Below are 18604 nucleotides of genomic sequence, written 5' to 3'. Positions count from 1 at the left end.
CTTTTAAGAACGATGCCATTAAAAATGTAGAGACGCGACTTCATCACGTCTAGCCTAGAGATGGACCTAATCTATGCCTAAATCGTATCGACTAGGATTGCTAATCCGAACGTATGTATCACGCCATTTTTGATATTCATTAACTTATGAACGAAGCGTTACAGAAACTTTTTCTAGCAGATCAGGAGGAGCGAGTAAATCACCCAGAAGTGGGGACACTTGCCTATGAATCCTTACGGCAACGTGATCAGGAACGACGCAAATGGGTCCAAAAGATGGTGGAAGAAAAGCAGGTAATTACCGCTCAGGACTATTACCATGCTGCGTTAATTTTTCAGCACGGCGACACCATCGATGAAATCTGGATGGCTCATCTCTGGGCTTTGACGAGTGTTGAATTGGGTAATCCGGCTGGAAAATGGTTGGCTGCGGCGGCCTTAGACCGTTGGCATATGTATCAGGGACAACCGCAGAAATATGGCACCCAAATGGTTCCTGACGGTATTCGTTACCGACTGTGGGATATCGATCCGGCTACTACCGATGAAGAGAGAGCCCAATGGGATGTGCCTAGTTTAGCCGAAATGGAGCAGCGAGCCCGGCAATTGACCTTCGCCAACCAGGGCAAAATGCCTCCGCTGGATAAGGCTCCAGGATGGTTAAAACAGGCGATCGAAAAATGGAACGAAGTGTAGTTACAAACGTTTGTAGTCCCCATTAGCAAAGGTTTTTGTTCTCACTGTTTTCATCAAATCGCTTTCGTATTATAGATCTGAAAAGCGTAGAGTGTACCGTTTACTTTGTAATTCTGCATCCTAACTCATCGTCCCGATCATTCCTGCTTTGCTATCTCAGCTAACATCGGATGGAATTCACATTCAGCATATTTCGGATTTTATGACGGCCTGCGATCATAGAAATTTGTCTCACAAAACGAACGATCATGGAAACACAGGCAGCCCTTAATTACAGTCGAATCGCAGAAGCGATTGCGTACATCAAGGATAACTTCAGAGCACAACCCAATTTAGACGACGTTGCCGAGAAGGTTCATCTAAGTCCGGCCCATTTTCAACGGCTATTTACCGAATGGGCAGGAACAAGTCCCAAGAAATTTCTGCAATATGTCAGCGTAGAACACGCGAAAAAAATCTTAGGAGAAACCCGGACTACGCTGATTGATGCCACCTTTGAAACAGGACTTTCCAGCACCAGCCGTCTGCATGATTTGTTCATCAACATTGAAGGGATGACACCCGCTGAATATAAAAATGGCGGTAAAAATCTGCGGATTAATTTCAGTTATGCCGAAAGTCCATTTGGCTCTTTACTCGTGGCCTCCACCGCCAAAGGCGTTTGTTACTTGGCTTTCGAAGAGAACGAAGAAGTCGCCTTTGCTAAACTTAAAGCGAAGTTTCCCAATGCTGTATTTCAGCAGAAATTAGACGTCATGCAGCAAAATGCTCTATTCATTTTTCAACATGACTGGAGCAAACTCAACCAAATTAAACTGCATCTGAAAGGCACCGATTTTCAGTTAAAGATCTGGGAAAGTTTACTAAAAATTCCCATGGGCAAGCTATCCACTTACGGCACTATTGCGGAGCAAGTGGGCAGTCCAAACGCTTCAAGAGCCGTTGGAACAGCCATCGGAAGTAATCCTGTGGCGTTCTTAATTCCCTGCCATCGAGTGATCCAGTCCTCAGGAGCTTTGGGCGGGTATATGTGGGGTACCACCCGCAAAACAGCCATCATTGGTTGGGAAGGAGCCCAAATGTATTCATCCAAAGAATTGGAATTATGAGCACTATCGTCCAGAAAATAGAGGCATTAGACTGGCCAGCCCTTACCGAAGCCATGCATCAAAACGGGTATGCTACCCTCTCCAATTTGCTTACGAACGAACAGTGTGAAGCGTTAAAAGCCAGTTATGATACCTCAGCTTTGTATCGAAAAACGGTGACAATGGCTCGATATCGTTTTGGATTGGGAGAGTATAAATACTTCAATTACCCCCTTCCTGATCTTATTCAAACCATCAGAGAGACCCTTTATCCATACCTTGCTCCTATTGCAAACGCCTGGTTTAAAGTGCTGAATATTGATACGGTGTTCCCCTTAACCCACGCTGAATTAGTACAACAGTGCCATCAGAATGGGCAGACAAAAGCAACGGTTTTGATTTTAAAATACGGTACAGGTGGCTTTAATACCTTGCACCAGGATTTATACGGAGACGTTTATTTCCCTATCCAACTCGTGTTGTTTTTGAATGAACCTAATAAGGATTATTTCGGAGGGGAGTTTGTCTTAACTCAGCAAATACCTAGGGCACAGTCCAAAGCCCTTGTAGTAAGTCCCCAAAAAGGAGATGGCCTGATATTCACTACCAACTTTAAACCCGAAAAGGGAACCAAAGGCTATTATCGGATCTTTATGAAACACGGAGTAAGTGAAGTAAAAGCAGGCGAACGCCACACGTTAGGAATCATTTTTCATGACGCCATAAGTTAAATCATGATACGGCATTCAGACCTATCTCCGGCTACGATAAGGCATAAAATCAGACGTAGAGAAGTAGTTTTAGCCGGGAACATGAAGTTAAAGATTTACGGAAATCTGGGTTGCTCGTCAGGCAAAAGAATGAGAAAAGAAAACCGGGTATTTTTTCATTCCGAGGCAGAAGCCCTACAGCATTACTACCGCCCCTGCGGGCATTGTCTGAAAGAAAAATACAAAGCCTGGAAATTAGATCATAAGAGATAGCTACCCATTTTCGTACATGCGTTACCAAGATTCCGTATGATGAATTTATTTGATTACGAACCAGCCAGGCACAAAAACTGGCTTCCTTACGACGGAACGGTAAATTATTACGGCAAACTCTTAAGCCAATCAGAGGCTGATTTTTTCCTAAACAAGCTATTGGAAAAGATTCAGTGGGAAAACGACAGGGCTGTTCTATTCGGTAAGGAAATCATTACTAAACGGAAGGTAGCGTGGTATGGGACAGAACCCTACCAGTATACGTATTCCAATACGACCAAACATGCCTTACCCTGGACGCCGGAATTGCTGGTATTAAAAACGCTAGTCGAAAAAGAAACGGGTGAAACTTTTAATTCCTGTTTACTTAATCTTTACCATACCGGCGAAGAAGGAATGAGCTGGCATAGCGATGCCGAAGCAGATTTGAAAAAAGACGGAGCTATTGGTTCATTAAGCTTTGGAGCTGAAAGAAAGTTTGCGTTTAAACACAAGCAGAGCAAAGAAAAAGTAGAGCTTTTGTTAGAGCATGGAAGTCTGTTGGTTATGAAAGACACTACGCAAACCTTCTGGCTACACAGACTCCCTCCCAGTAAAAGAATAGCTACGCCAAGGGTTAATCTAACTTTTAGAACAATTGATGAATAAGCTCATTGCGAAAGTATAATACCATTGAACGTTTCGGATGATGTTAGGCATTCCATGTCTAACAAGCTTAATATACTTCTGTTGCAAGATTCTATCTTATTCCTACAAAAACGGCAGGCTCCCACCTGCCGTTGGTATTTATTACTACCCCCCAAACTGTTTCGGGTGATACGGGGGATTCCATGTCTACCAAACTTAACACCTGCGACCATTTGCTTTTCCCTATTCTTGAGAGCATCTAACATAACGGCCCGGCGTAGTCCCAGGATTGCAAGTTCGAAAGAGCATGAGTGGGATTAATTTACGATTAAACCCCTTGCTTCCAGCTTTCATCTTATTGACTAGCTTTTATCTTGCCCCCGTTTCAATAGGCTGATTACTCTAAATCAGCATGTAAGTCCTTAGTGATTTCTTAGGAGTCCCTATAGGTTTACCTCAGGGTTCTATAAGATAATACGCTAGTAATAGATGAATAACACTCTGAATGCTCATTGTCTTCAACCTTTGTATTCAGGATATTAATACCTATACCATCATGATCATGCGACGTCTTTACTCACCGTTAGCTGGCTTTTTTCTACTTGCCATTCTTCTTACCGGATGTATGGCTTCCCGACAAACTAAATCAGCCCTTGCTAAAGTGGCTACTGACAATTGCATTATTGATTCCAGTGGTACTTCGGGATACGTTTTTCATCCTACTGATTTACAGCCGGGATCAGGCGATGAATCCTTACTTAGACATCGCTATGGCGATCGGGGCTTGCGAATGGCTCAGGCCGTAGGACTTACCCCATTGCTGGTACGTGCCACACAGCTAGAGCAACAGCAAAACCCTAACGAGCCTGCCTCTAATGAGTATCTGACCATACGGCAAAAAATGACCGACCAGCTTCAACTGGCCAGCTTTGATATTGCGACGGCAGTTGCACTCGTTGACTGCGACAGTAAAAGAGCTGCCTTGACGGCTACCTTACTTACCCGGCAGGAAAACAGCCGGGAAAAACGTATGACGATTAGTGCCATTACCACTGGGGCATTAACGGCTCTGATGGTTGGTTTTCTCAAATTGGGTGACCATGAGGATGCAGGCGAATGGGTGGGTATTGGAGGAGGACTAGCCGAAGCTAGTTTGGGTATTACCTCTTTACTACAAAAGCCACCTAAGACTGATTATCGCCACTTAAATAATCCATTGCGGGATATATGGGTACATCCGGTTACGTCGACCGTTTTTCCTCCCTTGGTTTGGTATTACCTCAACAAACCCAAGTCTGCCAATAGTCCTTCTTTGATTGAGGGTTTACGAAGCCGTTGGGAAATTCTGGTTTCGCTTGATGCCGATGCCAAGCAAAACCGTAAGCACAAAGGTCATGAAGTCGATTACTTTGGCACGGGAGATCTCTATACCACGGAAGACTTAACGGTCCGCTCGACGATGCTGGGGCAACTAGCTACTGAACTTCAGTTGATGAACAATGACCTGACTATTTTGCTCAACGAAATTGTTCGGTCACCCCAAAAGCGGTAATACGGTTAATGGTTGGTTGGCTAATCTTTCACAAACGGCCATTGGTATAAAGTACAAAAATACTTCAGGCATTCCTTTACTTTCAAACTTCAGCCTTATTCCTTCTGGTAAGCCCGGCGGTATTCCACCGGAGTTAATCCCGTAATGCGTTTAAAATGGCGGTTGAAATGTGAGAAGTTCGCATAACCGCTTTCGTAACAAACCTGAGCAATGGGTAAATCCCCGGAAATCAGAACTTTGCAGGCCTGACCAATGCGTACCTCCGACAGAAACTGTGTATACGTTTTTCGAACCCGACTTTTGAAATACCGACAGAACGAATGCGGATTGAGAGCTACCTCCTCCGCAATTTCTTCCAGCGTAATTTTTTGGGCGAAATGAGTAAACGTGTAATGGTAAATCTTCGCCAGACGCTCAGTATCGTTACCATCTACGGGTACGGTATAGCCCACACTAGCCAGTGGCGTTAGCTCTTTCGACAGAGCCAGTATTCGCAGAATGTCCATTAACCCCAGTAATCGGTATAAATCATCCTGCCCCGTAAACTCCAGCATCCGTTGCTGAATCTGTTCTTTGGTAACACCCGTCACTTTTAAACCATACTGAGCCTTTTGAAATAAGTCCCGCAGGGGTTTGGTTTCGGGTAACTGCGTGAATTCTTTCCCCGCAAAATCTTCCGCAAAATGAATTGATAAGGAACTACAAAGCTCGGCATTATCGGGATGAAAATAGGCTTCGTCGGATCGCCAGAGGTGGGGCACATTGGCCCCCAGCAGGATTAACTCGCCACTTTCAAAAGCTTCCACGTGATCCCCGACAAGCCGCGTACCGGTGCCCTTCTGAACCCAGGTAATTTCAAATTCAGGGTGGTAATGCCAGCGGTTATAGAAGTAGGGTTCTACTACCTGTCGCAGTCCAAATGATGAACTTCCTTCAAAATTAAACCGATGATAAAGGGGCTTCATGATGCGTAGTTTTCAAACCTTCCCTGACAATTACGAAAATTATGCAAATATAGTATCAATTAAAGACAAGCTCTGGTAAGTTTTGTATGCAGGTATTACCCAATTTTGTTAGGTTAAACGAGCTTTCTAACCTGATTCAGTACCGTGTCCACTTGTTCTGACCAAATTTTATGGAATGCCTTACTGGACGGCGACGCCGATGCCTGGGGTATTTTATACAGTCGACATTACCGACCCCTGCGTTCCTGGGCCCTTAGACGCTTTGCAGATGCAGATATGATTGAAGATGCCATTCAGGATTTATTTCTCTGGATCTGGCAGCATCGGCAAAATCTGAATCGAAATGCTCCCTTAACCCCTTACCTGAAATTCTCGCTTCGGAATCAGATTCTGAAACTTTTGCCCGCCCACCATATTTCCCTGAATCAGGAAATGGAAGGGATCGACTTACCCGTGGAAGATTGTCCGGAAAGTCGTATGATCGAAAAGGAAGTAGATTTTTCCTGGCAAAGCTTCGCTACTCAATCCCTAAACACCTTACCCCGCCGCAAACGGCAGGTGATGGAATTACGGTATCGGGACGGGCGATCCATCGAGGAAATTTCGGAACATACCGGGCTTCAATACCAGTCGGTAGTTAATGCCGTTCAGCTTTCGGTTACGCATCTGCGAAATCAGGCGATTCTGGCGGGCTATAATTATCAGGTATTTCGACGAAAATCCCGTTAATCCGCAAACAAACTTCCGGGCTAAAGACTTTATTCATAAAAATCTGACCATGAGTCTTTATCTAATGTCTCTGGTTTACGTTGTGGCCGGGATTCTGCATTTTATCCGTCCGGAAACGTACGTTCGCATCATGCCACCCTACATTCCGGCTCCCCTGACGATGGTTTATCTCAGTGGAATTGCTGAAATAATCCTGGGCTTTGCCGTATTGATTCCCTCCGTCAGAGCCTGGGCGGCCTGGGGCATTATTCTGCTGCTGATTGCTGTTTTTCCCGCAAACTGGTACATGGCCATTTCCGATAAGTTTTCCCACATTCCCTCCTGGATTTTATGGGCACGACTCCCGCTTCAGCTCGTGCTGATTTACTGGGCCTATACCTTCACTAAAAAATAAACGCAGACAGGTCTGGCCCATCTGCGTTCATGAAGATTCGAGAGTTACCTATTGCCAGTTACTCGCCTGATCTAATTTTTCAATCGCTTCTGTACTCAACGAGATACTTACGGCTTCTTTAAACGAATTCAACTGATTATCACTGGTAGCACTGGCAATCGGAGCCGCCACGGATGGACGAGCGATAAGCCAGGCCAGCGAAATGGCCGCCGGACTTACGTTGTATTCCTTCGCCAGTTCATCCAGCACGCTTAATACAGTTAACCCCTGTTCGTTCAGGTATTTCTTTACCCCCTGCCCCCGCTGACTTTTATTTAAATCGGCTTCGGAGCGATATTTTCCGGTCAGAAAACCACTCGCCAGAGCGTAATAGTTAATCGTGCTGAGCTGATGATCCAGAACAATCGGCTCGTAGGCTTTTTCGTATTCTTCCCGCTCCAGCAGATTATAATGCGGCTGTAGGGTTTCGTAACGCGGGTAACCGTATTTCTTACTCGCTTCCAGCGAAGCTTTCAGCCGTTCAGGACTCATATTAGACGTACCAATGATCCGTACTTTCCCCTCACGTACCAACTGATCGTAAGCTTCCAGTGTTTCCTCCACAGGCGTTGCTTCGTTGTCATAATGGGTCTGATATAAATCAATATAATCGGTTTGCAAACGACGAAGTGAATCTTCTACCCCTTTCAGGATATACGCTTTACTGACATCCGGCTGGCCTTTACCGTTATCGGCTCCGATCTTAGTGGCAATAACCAGCTTGTCGCGATTGCCCCTAGCCTGCTGCCATTTTCCAATAATCGTTTCCGATTCTCCGCCAATATTACCCGGTACCCAGCGAGAATACACGTCTGCCGTGTCAATGCAATTAAATCCAGCGGCTACAAAAGCATCCAGCAATTGAAAAGATTTCGCTTCGTCAATTGTCCAGCCAAACACGTTACCCCCAAAAATCAGGGGTGCAATTTCCACCGCCGATTTCCCTAATTGTCTCTTTTCCATAGGTTTTCAAGTTTACAAAATAGAATACACTGAAAAATCAATTCCAGCCCGGAATGAACCAAGCCTATTTGGAAACGATGAAAAAGGGAATTTCCGTTCATTATAAATGTGGTAGAGACGCGACTTTATCGTGTCTGGCTTCCCCACCATGGCTGGTGTCGCACCAGTCATTTGTACGCAAACCGTGGTTGGTGAGACACCAACCACGGCGTAAGGCTTGTAAGACTACTAGTAAAACCCGCCTCTACCCAGACGCGATGAAGTCGCGTCTCTACCTTGTAAAAAACAAAGGTTCGGCCCATTGCGGAGTCGAACCTTTTGAACCTTACTATCTACTATTAAACCGTAATTTTTCGTTTTCTCGACAGAATATTCCATTCGTCAACGACCTGCCCATCTTCCACCACAGTGGCGGTTTCGTGTAGAGCAACGGTTGGGCAAACGTGGTAAGGAATGGCATATAATACGTCGCCTACCTGAAGTGATTCCCAACTGGATACTTTTAAAACCCCATGCTCTTCGCTTTGGCCGGTTAATTCATAATCCACCAGATTAAGGAATTTTACCCGACGGTCCACCGGATTCTCGGCAGCTACGGCTTTGTGCCCTAAATCAATAGTAATGATACCTTCGGTTGGCTTAGAGACGACCCGGGTAAGGAGTACGGCAGCCCATTCAAACAGCTGTTCTTCCAGTAAATCGTCATACCCCCAATCCCAAAGCAAACAAGTCCCCGGGCTCAGGTAGTTACCTTCCCGCAAAGCATGAACCGTAAACGAAGGCGTACCTCCGGTAATAACCATCCAGTCTTCCTGAATTTCAACCGCTGTAATTACCCGTTCATACGCTTCATTGACTTCTACTTTACGTTCTTCAAAGTCTGGATTACGGAGGTGTCCGTCGTAGATGTGGAGTCCTTTCAGCTCCAGGTTTGCCAACGATTCAATGTGTTCCACCAACGCAGGCAAGTCCTCTACTTCAGCTCCCGTGCGGTTCATTCCATTATTAACATCAATGAAAAGCGATGCCTTTTGATGTTCAAAAAACGTATGAATCGTATCCGCTGCGGCGATGTTATCTACCAACGCAGAAAACTGCGTTTCGGGATATTTCTGCATTAACTCGTAAAAACGAGCAATGTTAGGGCCTACCAGCGGATAGGCCAGTAACACCCAGGGAGCACCTGCCAAAGCTGCCATTTCGGCTTCGGCCAGGGTGGAAACTTTGAATTTAGAAATCCCTACTTCCAGTTGCATTTTCAGCACCTCAACCGTTTTGTGGGTTTTGGTATGGGGTACCAGTCGCTCGGGACTTCCCGCGATGGCCACCATAATGGCAATGTTTCTACGAATCCGGTCGCGATAAAACACGATTCCGGGTGACGCTACAGCGTCGGGATTTTGCAGGGAAAACCAATCTTCCATGAATGATATGGGAATAATGAAACGGCCGCCAAAGCGGTTTGGAGTTAATTAACCCCGCCTCTTATTTTGATGAATGACTAACTGAATAGTTGATCGTTTTTAGCGGCCGCCGCTGCGATTATCAGTTAATAGACTATTAATCAACGTTTTACAACTGCAAAAAGATACTATTAAATAATTACAAGACACTTAAATAAAGGCGTCCAGAATTAATACGCCGAAAAGACCAATAATGGATACCAGGGTCTCCATGACCGTCCAGGTTTTAAGCGTTTCTTTAATACTAAGATTAAAATACTCTTTATATAACCAGAAACCGCCGTCATTGAAATGCGAACACATCAAACTCCCCGCTCCGATGGATAATACCATTAACTCTGGCGAAACATCGGGACGAGCAACTAATATCGGAGCAACTAAACCCACGGCGGTTAGTCCGGCGACGGTCGCTGAACCCACGCAGATACGAATCAGTCCGGCAATGAGCCAGCCCAATACCAGCGGGGAAATGGGCAACATTCGCAGTTGCTCTCCAAGGTAGGTACTAATTCCGGCGGCCTGCATGATTTCCTTCAAAGCCGAAGCTCCGGCAACGACCAGAAGAATAACCGAACAGCCTTTGAAAGCCTCTTCCAACTGACCCGTTACTTGCTTCATGCTTTTGCCGCGAGCAATACCCAGGGCATACATGGCAACCAGTACCGAAAGAAACATGCCAAAATAAGGCTCGCTGATGAGCTGAATGGCTGGATTGGGTGGTAAATAAGGCCGAAAGATCGTAGTTAAGGCCAGCAGAATGACGGGTAATAAGGCCGTAAACAAACTAATGCCCAAACCCGGTAACTCTTCGGCTGACATCTTTTTTACAGAAAGCAAATCGGGATCCAGTACCGGATTATATTTTTTTAAGGTTCGTCCGAAAATAGGGCCAGCAATGGCAATGGCTGGAAGAGCGATTGCTATTCCGTATAATAACACCTTTCCTAAATCAGCATTAAACCGACCCGCAATGGCCGCTGGCGAAGGATGCGGTGGCAAATACCCGTGAGCCACTGACAGGGCCGATAACATGGGAATTCCAACGGTTAGAATGGGAACCCGAGCCGAAACCGAAACGGCCACGATCAGCGGGAAAACGATGACGAAACCGGCATTATAGAAGAGCGGAATACCAATAACAAAACCCGCCAGAGCCATGCCCCAGGGTAGGTTTTTCTTTCCAAAAATCTGAACAATGGCATCCGTAATTCGCTGAGCAGCCCCGCTTTCGGCCACCAGTTTTCCCAGCATGGCTCCGAAGCCAACGATTAACACCAGATCACCCAACGTGTCGCCAATGCCTTTTTTAATGGCCTGGCCCACAGCGGCCACTTCCATCCCACTCGCTAGACCGAGGCCGATACAAATGATGAGAAAGGACAGGAAGGTGTCCAGCCGAACATAGGCGATAAAAAAAATGAGTAACGCAATGGCCAGAAAGGTCAGGATAAGAGGCATTTGATCAATAGCTAGAGGTTTAAGTCTTTCAAAGAAAAGAATTTTTTAATCGAAATTTCTCTTGAATGCTTTAGATTGAAGGCAGGTTTTGTTAGTTAATCTAATGTTTGGAGTTTAGAGTTGGGAGTTTAGGGTTAAAGCTTGGCTATCCAAACCCTTTACTTTTGTGAAAAAGGTCTATTCATTCTGTTCACTCATAACTCTAAACCCAAAACTCAAAACATATTTCCATGATCGAGTCACTGCCTCAGCGAGAGAGGGCTTTTTTGCCTGCTGCTTATGAATTAACCGACTGGACGAGCGTTCAGCCTTATTTTGATGAACTGAAAGATCGCATCGTCCTGAATGCCGACGAATTACGAACCTGGTTTCAGGATCGCTCGGAACTGGAAAGTTACCTTTCCGAAAATTTCGCCTGGCGATACATCCGTATGACGACTGATACGAGTAATGAAGCGTACGTCTCGGCCTTCCATGAGTTTAACGAAAATATTCAACCGCACTGGGCCGAAATTTCCAATGTTTTGGATCAGAAAGCCCTTGCGAGTCCTTACGTAGATGACCTGAAAGACGAAGGATATTTCATTACCCTTCGGGCCATGCGTCGGCAAATTGAAATTTTCCGAACGGAAAACGTGCCCCTTTTCACCCAGATTCAGCAATTACAAAGTCAGTACGGAAATATTGCCGGAGCCATGACGGTTACCCTGAATGGGGAAGAAATGACGCTTCAGAAGGCCGGCGATTTTCTGATGCAACCTGATCGGGCCGTACGAGAAGAAGCCTGGAGAACTATTTGGGAACGTCGTTATCAGGATCACGAAGCCCTGGACGACTTACTCAACCAGCTTCGTGACCTTCGGCATCAGGTAGCTCAGAATGCAGGCTTTGCCAACTTCCGGGATTACATGTTTGCCGCGATGGGTCGCTTTGATTATACTGTGGAAGATTGCTTCAACTTTCACGATGCCATTGCTCAGACGGTAGTTCCGGTATTGAACGAACTTTCAGCGGAACGCAAACAAGCTTTACAAACGACTGACTTACGTCCCTGGGACAAGCTGGTCGATCCAACCGGGCAGGCTCCACTCAAACCCTTCGCGGGCGGGGAAGATTTATTAACCAAGACCATTGAAGTTTTTGACCGACTTGATCCTGAATTGGGCAGTTACCTGCGGGTGATGCGAACGATGGGCCGCTTTGATCTGGAATCCCGCAAGGGCAAGGCTCCGGGCGGGTATAACTATCCGCTGGAAGAATCAGGGGTGCCGTTTATTTTCATGAATGCCACTTCTAACCTGCGGGATATGGTGACAATTCTGCACGAAGGGGGCCATGCCGTTCATAGCATTGTTACCCGGGACTTAGCCCTGAATAGCTTCCGTAATGTGCCCAGCGAAGTAGCCGAGCTGGCTTCCATGAGCATGGAGTTAATTACGATGGATCACTGGGATGTCTTTTTCCCGAATCCTGAAGACTTACGTCGGGCGAAGCTGGAGCATCTGGAAGATATCATTGAGACCCTACCTTGGGTAGCTACCGTTGATGCCTTTCAGCATTGGCTCTACGAAAATCCTACGCATTCCATAGACGAACGCAATGAGGCCTGGTTACAAATCTTTGGTCGATTCAGCGATACCATTACCGACTGGAGCGGACTGGAGCGTTTCAAAGCGTATCAGTGGCAACGGCAATTGCACATTTACGAAGTGCCTTTTTATTACATTGAATACGGCATTGCTCAGTTAGGAGCCATCGGCGTTTGGAAGAACTATAAGGAGGATCCGAAAAAAGGGTTGGAGGGTTACCTGAATGCTCTAAAACTGGGGTATACCTGCCCGATGGGAGAGATTTACGCAGCGGCAAATATTCCTTTTGATTTCTCGAAAGAACACATCGCCAGTTTGATGAATTTTGTGAGAACGGAGATTGAGAAGCTGAAATAGTTTTCGGGGTCTGTTTACGGTTTTCCGTTATATAGAAGCTACTGTACTTCGATACGGTAGCTTCTATAACCCAAGAGGGGTTAAATATGAATAGCCCCAAGCTAAAATTTATGCCGAAATGGATATATAATGGGTATCGCCTTTTCCCCGTGTTATCACCTGGGGCTATGCGTATTGAACCCCTCCGGGGTTATACCTCCCATTTCAAACAAATCCCTTACCTTTATGGATTTTCCCTTTCAAACCCTAAACCCTAAACCCTAAACCCTAAACCCTAAACCCTAAACCCTAAACCCTAAACCCTAAACCCTAAACCCTAAACCCTAAACCCTAAACCCTAAACCCTAAACCCTAAACCCTAAACCCTAAACCCTAAACCCTAAACCTGCTTGGCCTTCTTCCGTTCTCTTTACCTTTCCCGACTGTTCTTTACGGTATTAATCAGTATCGTTTTTCTGTTTTTGCTGGCATTTATGATGCCCTGGCTCTTCAGTATCATACAAGTCGCCTTACTGGTGTTTGGAGTGCTGATTGTAATGGATATTTTACTGTTATACCTGCCTGGACAAACCCTGATGGCCCGGCGGGACGTAGGTGAACGCTTTTCCAACGGTGATACCAATCCGGTTTCTATCTTCCTTGAAAACCACTATAATTTTTCAGTTAAGCTGGAGATTATTGATGAAATTCCTTTTCAGTTTCAGAAGCGTGACGTGCTCTTCAGAACCGAGCTAGCTACCGAAAGTCAGCAGATTATTCGGTATGAGTTACGGCCCGTAGAACGTGGCGTTTATTCCTTCGGAGCCGTTAATATATATGTTCAAAGCCCCATTCAATTGGTGAAGCGTCGGCATCGTTTTTCGCAGGATCAGCAGGTAGCGGTTTATCCTTCTTTTCTGCAAATGAAGCAGTATGAATTCATGGCTATTTCGAGTCGATTAACCGAATTGGGTATTAAGAAAATCCGGCGGGTTGGGATGAGTCAGGAATTTGAGCAGATTCGCCCCTACGTGCCCGGCGATGAAGTGCGGACGGTCAACTGGCGAGCAACAGCCCGACGTAACGAGCTGATGGTTAATGCTTTTCAGGAAGAAAAATCTCAAGCAATTTACTGCCTGATTGATAAAGGCCGCGTCATGCAAAGCCCTTTCAACGGACTAAGCCTATTAGATTATGCCATTAATTCTACGCTGGTCATGAGTAACATTGCCCTGATCAAACAGGACAAAGTGGGCGTATTTACCTTTTCCGATAAAAAAGGACAAATTCTTCCCGCCGAACGCAAGCCTGGCCAGTTGCAGCGGATTATGGAGTTACTGTATCGGCAGAAAACCCGTTTTCTGGAAACGGATTATGAACTGTTATACGTAAACCTGAAAACGCAAATCCGGCAGCGGAGTTTGCTGTTGCTATTCACGAATTTCGAAACGGTAAACGCCATGCGGCGGGTACTTCCTTACCTGCGTCGCCTAGCCAAGGATCATCTCGTTGTCGTTATTTTCTTTGAAAACACGGAGTTACGCTCCTTACTTACGAAGCCCGCTCAAACTACCGAAGAAATTTACCTGAAAACCATTGCTGAGAAGTTTTTCTACGAGAAGCAGCAAATCATGCGTGAACTTCAGCAATACGGCATTCAGTCGGTATTAACCCCACCCGAAAAATTAACGGTAAATACGATTAATAAATACCTGGAAGTAAAAGCTCGGGGAATGATCTAAGCGTTTGAAGTTATGGATTTAGAGTTTTTATACTCTTTCACCTCTGTAGTTTACCAATTACTTCCGTAGCTCTTCATCAAGGTTCAGCACTTGCTCGATGACGGATGTTTTTTCGTCGTTCCAGATGATGTAGTCCGCTATTCGCTGGCGTTCTTCTTCGGAGGCCTGACGGGCTATAATGTCCTGAATGGCTTGTTCTGTGCGATTATCCCGTTGCTTTACCCGCCGAATCCGTAACTCCAGCGGAGCTTCCACGACGATCACTTTTTGAAAGTTATTGCCTTCTCCCGCCGCTTTCATAATCGCCGCTTCGTATAACAGATAAGGAGCCGAGGCATGGCTCTGAGCCCATTCTTCGCCATCTTTTCGAACACGTGGATGCACCCGTTCATTCACCTGTTGTAACAACTCCGGCTTATCAAAAATCTGGCTTGCCACCCATGTCCGGTTGTATTCGCCCGAAGGCAAATAGGCTTCTGGACCCAGCAATTCCAGTAACTGATTTTTCAGAACAGGATCGTTCTTAATTAGCTGTTTGGCCCGGTCATCCGCTTCGTAAATGGGAATACTCAAACAGGCAAAAACCTTAGCAATCAGGCTTTTGCCCGAGCCAATTCCACCCGTAATGCCAATCACTTTAGGACTCATTTCCTGGATTATAAAAAAACGCGAACCGTACCTTATCCGTACTGATTCGCGTTTGACGTTATTATTTTTTTACTGGTAAAGGACTCAGTAATTCAGCAATTTCAAAACTAATATTTACCTGTTTGGACGAAGCATTTACATGGGGATTATTGACCAGCGGAATTGGAATTTGTTCATCAAAATCACCCGTAATTTTTTTAGGTAATGGAATCTGAATGATGCTGGGTATTTCCCTCATGGCTGACTCCGGCCCTTCGACCGTAATCGTTTGTGGAATGACGTTAATAACCGTTGATACAACAAATCGACTCGGGAATTTCACACCACTGGTGTCCGCCATCAGTTTAACCGTCTTCACTACTCTTCTTTCAAAACTAATATTCAGCGAGTCGGCAATGATGTAATTTACGTGCGTCTCCTGTAAGCGATTTGAAAGTAAATCCGTTAACGAAGTCGTATTAATAAATTTCGTATGTAATGGATTAACGACGGAGTAACGAATGGGCTCATTTCCGAGGGAAATCATACGCCATAGTAAATCCCAGCCACTGCCGGTAATACTGGCCTGAATTTGACGCGGAAGCGGAGAAGTAGGAACATACAATGAATCATCGTAAGCTACTTGTAATGGATACGCTAATCGGGTTGAATAGCCCTGTTTATTCAAAGCATTCATCAGCCAGAAAAGCAGAGCCCCTAACATGCAGAGACCCGCAACTTTCCAGTCAGGTTTCATCATTTCAATGATCAGTGATCAATTATCAGTGAACAATTCATTTCGTCGGAATCAGATAAAAACCTATTCCTTACCCGAAATGCATCAACTGATCTTTGGAATTATTGAGCCAGACGCTGGCTGCTTTCGCGAGAAATAGCCGTTTTTTCGAAAACCAGACGCATGCCACGTCCTACGTCAAGGGTAACGGTTTTATCGGTCGTTTCAACGATTTTACCGTGTAAACCACCAATCGTGATTACCTGGTCGCCTTCTTTCAGTTCGTCAACAAATTTCTGTTGATCTTTCGCCTTCTTCTGTTGAGGACGAATCATGAAGAAGTACATAACTACGAAAATACCGCCCATCAGAACGAGGCTGTACCAGTTAGTTCCGCCAGCGGGTGCCTGCAATAACATATCTTTACTTAAGTTAGGATTAATGGTTCGTTTCGAGAAAAGCGTTATTTGGCTTCCAGCACTTCTACCTTAAAAGCCACCGTAGTTGTTTCTGGCTTGGTATTCGCCATCACCGTAACCGTCTTGGTATTCGCTCCTACTTTATTTTTACTGTTGAATTTGACCAGCAAACTGGCCGTATCTCCCGGAGCAATCGCCGCCGTAGGAATAATGGGAACCGTACAGCCACAGGAAGCGGAAGCCGACTGAATGACCAGCGGAGCATTCCCCGTGTTTTTAAAAGCAAACCGATGCAGAAGGGTATCTCCCTCGGTTACTTTCCCCAGATCTACTTCGGGCTGATTGAATTTCAGAATTGGGAATTTCGTGGGGTCATCTGAGGTAGAACCTTCTTTCTTGCCATCTCCGCAAGAGCTAAGTCCCAGAAGGCCCATCAAAGCCAGTCCTAGTACTAATGTGCTTTTCATTCCTCGTGTGAAGTCCTGCATATGAGCTTTAAGCAAACCTTAAAGCTCATATCAAGCCCAATTATGATCTTAGTTTCCTTTGATTTGGCCCATCAGCATTTCGACATCTGCCAACAAGCGTTCCGCTTTTTCGCGAGCTTCGTCTACTACTTTTTTACCTTCCGTTTTTGCCAGACTTTCGGGTAAATCGCCCTGAACAACCAGATCTGAAATCAGACGCTGTAACTGCTCACGGTATTTCGAAAGACGGTATGCTAAACGGTCACGTGTATTTTCACCTGAATCGGGTGCGTATAAAATTCCTATAGAGGCCCCAACCGCGGTTCCGGCTAAAAAGCCAATTAAAGCAAGGGTTGATTTTTTCATAACATTCGCTGTAAAATTCGGATGCCTTTAAAAGTAAATCCACTCCGTTTTTGTTTTTAAAACTAGAAAACAGAAACAAAATCAGACATCCTGGACATTCAAACTGGCTTTTACTTACTGATAATCAGTACTAGGTTTCTAAATTTAGCCCTAAGGCCCCTGAAAACTAGAAATAGATTGATCAAAATCCAATTATCGATTGTCAATCAGCCCCCGACCGCTCTTACGAATCGTACCGTTTTCACGCAGTTTTGCTGATAGTGTATCCAGTACACCGTTCAAAAACTGGCCGCTTCGGGGAGTGGAATAATCTTTGGCTACCTCAATAAATTCGTTGATCGTCACTTTCACCGGAATACCTGAGAAGTAAATCATTTCAGCCAGAGCCATCATCAGCAGGATACGGTCCGTCAGGGCAATCCGTTCAGAATCCCAGTTCGTAACCTGATCTACAATAAACTGCATGAAACGCTCTTCGTTATCTAAGGTATGACGAAGTAAATCTTTGAAGAAGGTAATATCATCCTCACCGCCGGGCAGTAAAGTCTGCAAACGGAGGTCGCCATCCTGGTAGGATTTAACCGTTTTCGTACTTAAGCTCCGCAGGATGTCTTTATCTTCTGACCATTGCAGGTTTTGCTCGTCGAAGATTGTTTTAATCATTTCATTCTTGAAAATCACCTGCTTCAGTAAGTGCATCACCAGCTCCGCATCCTCTTCGGGCGTGTGCTGATTTTTTTCGCAATACTTCTGGAAGGTTTCGTCCTGACGTACGTCTTTGAAGAAAGGACGAATGTATTGAACCCGATCTTCTTCCGTCCACTTCAGGTTTCGGCGAATTACTTCGTTTTCGAAAGTAGTGTTCTGGCGAAGGGCCTGAATGAATTGATTATTGGCTAATACTTTCGTGTTCAGACCATCGTCAAGGTAACGACGCTCCTGGAACAACTGAGCTTCATCGGCCAACTCCAGCAATAAGAGCAATATGGTCAGATACTGATCATAGATGTGCTCGATGGAATTCGTAGCATCACGTACAAACCGTAAGCGATCCTGCTGCGTTTTCTGGCGGTAAAAATTCAGAGCTTCCGTAGCCACCTGACGGGCCATTAAGGGAAGCTCCTCTTCCGTTTCTTTCTTATTGACCGACTCTTCCAGTTGCATCAGGGCTAACTTCCGAAGGCCTTCAAAGCGTTCGGGGTCCTGGCGTTCCATGGAGTTAAGGTCGGGTTGCAGGGTTTCAACGATGAAATCCTGGGCTAGTTGGTAGTTGGAACGTTCGGCCTGATGGATCGCATAAAGCGTTTGCATGGCCTTGATTCGCAACGTCCTCCGATTCAGCATATTCGGTAAAAGCGATTAGTCA

The 18604-nt window shown here is 45.4% G+C and carries 20 protein-coding genes; 10 read left to right on the top strand and 10 right to left on the bottom strand.

Going from position 1 to position 18604, the window contains the following annotated elements; all coding sequences use genetic code 11:
- Positions 1-146: 146 nt before the first annotated feature.
- The 6 genes from QE390_RS10980 to QE390_RS10955 all read left to right on the top strand — a co-directional run bounded on the left by QE390_RS10980 (position 147) and on the right by QE390_RS10955 (position 4945).
- Positions 147-695, top strand: coding sequence for a hypothetical protein (locus QE390_RS10980; protein ID WP_307142162.1), 549 nt, complete (start codon positions 147-149; stop codon positions 693-695).
- A 248-nt stretch (positions 696-943) separates the two neighbouring features.
- Positions 944-1804, top strand: a complete 861-nt coding sequence (locus QE390_RS10975; protein ID WP_106638363.1) for a methylated-DNA--[protein]-cysteine S-methyltransferase — start codon at positions 944-946, stop codon at positions 1802-1804.
- Positions 1801-2514, top strand: a complete 714-nt coding sequence (locus tag QE390_RS10970) for a 2OG-Fe(II) oxygenase (RefSeq protein WP_307142161.1) — start codon at positions 1801-1803, stop codon at positions 2512-2514. Before QE390_RS10975 ends, QE390_RS10970 begins: the two co-directional genes overlap by 4 nt.
- Before the next feature lie 3 nt (positions 2515-2517).
- On the top strand, positions 2518-2766 hold the full coding sequence (locus tag QE390_RS10965) for an Ada metal-binding domain-containing protein (RefSeq protein ID WP_307142160.1): 249 nt from the start codon (positions 2518-2520) through the stop codon (positions 2764-2766).
- Positions 2767-2802: 36 nt separating this feature from the next.
- Positions 2803-3414 (top strand): alpha-ketoglutarate-dependent dioxygenase AlkB, encoded by a 612-nt coding sequence (locus QE390_RS10960; RefSeq protein ID WP_307142159.1) that lies wholly within the window; start codon positions 2803-2805, stop codon positions 3412-3414.
- A gap of 541 nt (positions 3415-3955) precedes the next feature.
- Complete coding sequence (locus QE390_RS10955; protein WP_307142158.1) at positions 3956-4945, top strand: hypothetical protein; 990 nt, start codon at positions 3956-3958, stop codon at positions 4943-4945.
- Positions 4946-5040: 95 nt separating this feature from the next.
- On the opposite strand, the gene QE390_RS10950 is transcribed toward QE390_RS10955, so the two are convergent.
- On the bottom strand, positions 5041-5910 hold the full coding sequence (locus QE390_RS10950; RefSeq protein ID WP_307142157.1) for an AraC family transcriptional regulator: 870 nt from the start codon (positions 5908-5910) through the stop codon (positions 5041-5043).
- Between the two features lie 144 nt (positions 5911-6054).
- On the opposite strand from QE390_RS10950, the gene QE390_RS10945 reads away from it, so the two are divergent.
- Both QE390_RS10945 and QE390_RS10940 read left to right on the top strand, forming a co-directional pair.
- Entirely contained in the window at positions 6055-6639 is a 585-nt protein-coding gene (locus QE390_RS10945; RefSeq protein WP_106638368.1) for an RNA polymerase sigma factor, read from the top strand.
- 49 nt (positions 6640-6688) lie between these two features.
- On the top strand, positions 6689-7033 hold the full coding sequence (locus tag QE390_RS10940) for a DoxX family protein (RefSeq protein WP_307142156.1): 345 nt from the start codon (positions 6689-6691) through the stop codon (positions 7031-7033).
- Between the two features lie 48 nt (positions 7034-7081).
- Here QE390_RS10940 and QE390_RS10935 read toward each other — a convergent pair whose 3' ends face one another.
- The 3 genes from QE390_RS10935 to QE390_RS10925 form a co-directional block, all read right to left on the bottom strand.
- Positions 7082-8035, bottom strand: a complete 954-nt coding sequence (locus QE390_RS10935; RefSeq protein WP_307142155.1) for an aldo/keto reductase — start codon at positions 8033-8035, stop codon at positions 7082-7084.
- 338 nt (positions 8036-8373) lie between these two features.
- A complete protein-coding gene (locus QE390_RS10930; RefSeq protein ID WP_307142154.1) occupies positions 8374-9459 on the bottom strand; it encodes a D-TA family PLP-dependent enzyme in 1086 nt (361 codons plus the stop codon).
- A 189-nt stretch (positions 9460-9648) separates the two neighbouring features.
- The gene (locus QE390_RS10925) at positions 9649-10956 is read right to left on the bottom strand and encodes a gluconate:H+ symporter (RefSeq protein WP_307142153.1); all 1308 of its coding nucleotides are present in this window, start codon (positions 10954-10956) and stop codon (positions 9649-9651) included.
- 230 nt (positions 10957-11186) lie between these two features.
- Between QE390_RS10925 and QE390_RS10920 the strand changes: the two genes are divergently transcribed.
- Positions 11187-12902 carry a M3 family oligoendopeptidase gene (locus QE390_RS10920; RefSeq protein WP_307142152.1) on the top strand — a complete coding sequence of 572 codons (1716 nt, stop codon included), beginning with the start codon at positions 11187-11189 and terminating at the stop codon, positions 12900-12902.
- A gap of 389 nt (positions 12903-13291) precedes the next feature.
- Positions 13292-14623 carry a DUF58 domain-containing protein gene (locus QE390_RS10915; protein ID WP_307142151.1) on the top strand — a complete coding sequence of 444 codons (1332 nt, stop codon included), beginning with the start codon at positions 13292-13294 and terminating at the stop codon, positions 14621-14623.
- 57 nt (positions 14624-14680) lie between these two features.
- On the opposite strand, the gene coaE is transcribed toward QE390_RS10915, so the two are convergent.
- From coaE to nusB, 6 genes are all read right to left on the bottom strand, one after another.
- Positions 14681-15271, bottom strand: coding sequence for a dephospho-CoA kinase (gene coaE / locus QE390_RS10910; protein ID WP_307142150.1), 591 nt, complete (start codon positions 15269-15271; stop codon positions 14681-14683).
- A 61-nt stretch (positions 15272-15332) separates the two neighbouring features.
- Positions 15333-16010 carry a hypothetical protein gene (locus QE390_RS10905; protein ID WP_157830190.1) on the bottom strand — a complete coding sequence of 226 codons (678 nt, stop codon included), beginning with the start codon at positions 16008-16010 and terminating at the stop codon, positions 15333-15335.
- Positions 16011-16108: 98 nt separating this feature from the next.
- On the bottom strand, positions 16109-16405 hold the full coding sequence (gene yajC / locus QE390_RS10900; protein WP_106635161.1) for a preprotein translocase subunit YajC: 297 nt from the start codon (positions 16403-16405) through the stop codon (positions 16109-16111).
- Between the two features lie 44 nt (positions 16406-16449).
- The gene (locus QE390_RS10895) at positions 16450-16872 is read right to left on the bottom strand and encodes a DUF1573 domain-containing protein (protein WP_307142149.1); all 423 of its coding nucleotides are present in this window, start codon (positions 16870-16872) and stop codon (positions 16450-16452) included.
- A 69-nt stretch (positions 16873-16941) separates the two neighbouring features.
- Positions 16942-17238 carry a YtxH domain-containing protein gene (locus QE390_RS10890; protein ID WP_106635159.1) on the bottom strand — a complete coding sequence of 99 codons (297 nt, stop codon included), beginning with the start codon at positions 17236-17238 and terminating at the stop codon, positions 16942-16944.
- Between the two features lie 192 nt (positions 17239-17430).
- On the bottom strand, positions 17431-18582 hold the full coding sequence (nusB, locus tag QE390_RS10885; RefSeq protein WP_307142148.1) for a transcription antitermination factor NusB: 1152 nt from the start codon (positions 18580-18582) through the stop codon (positions 17431-17433).
- Positions 18583-18604 lie beyond the last annotated feature (22 nt).

The sequence above is a fragment of the Siphonobacter sp. SORGH_AS_1065 genome (assembly GCF_030818595.1).
In the GTDB taxonomy this organism is placed as follows: domain Bacteria; phylum Bacteroidota; class Bacteroidia; order Cytophagales; family Spirosomataceae; genus Siphonobacter.
The sequence above is the reverse complement of the archived record's forward strand: the minus strand, read 5'-3'. Positions and strand labels throughout refer to the sequence as shown.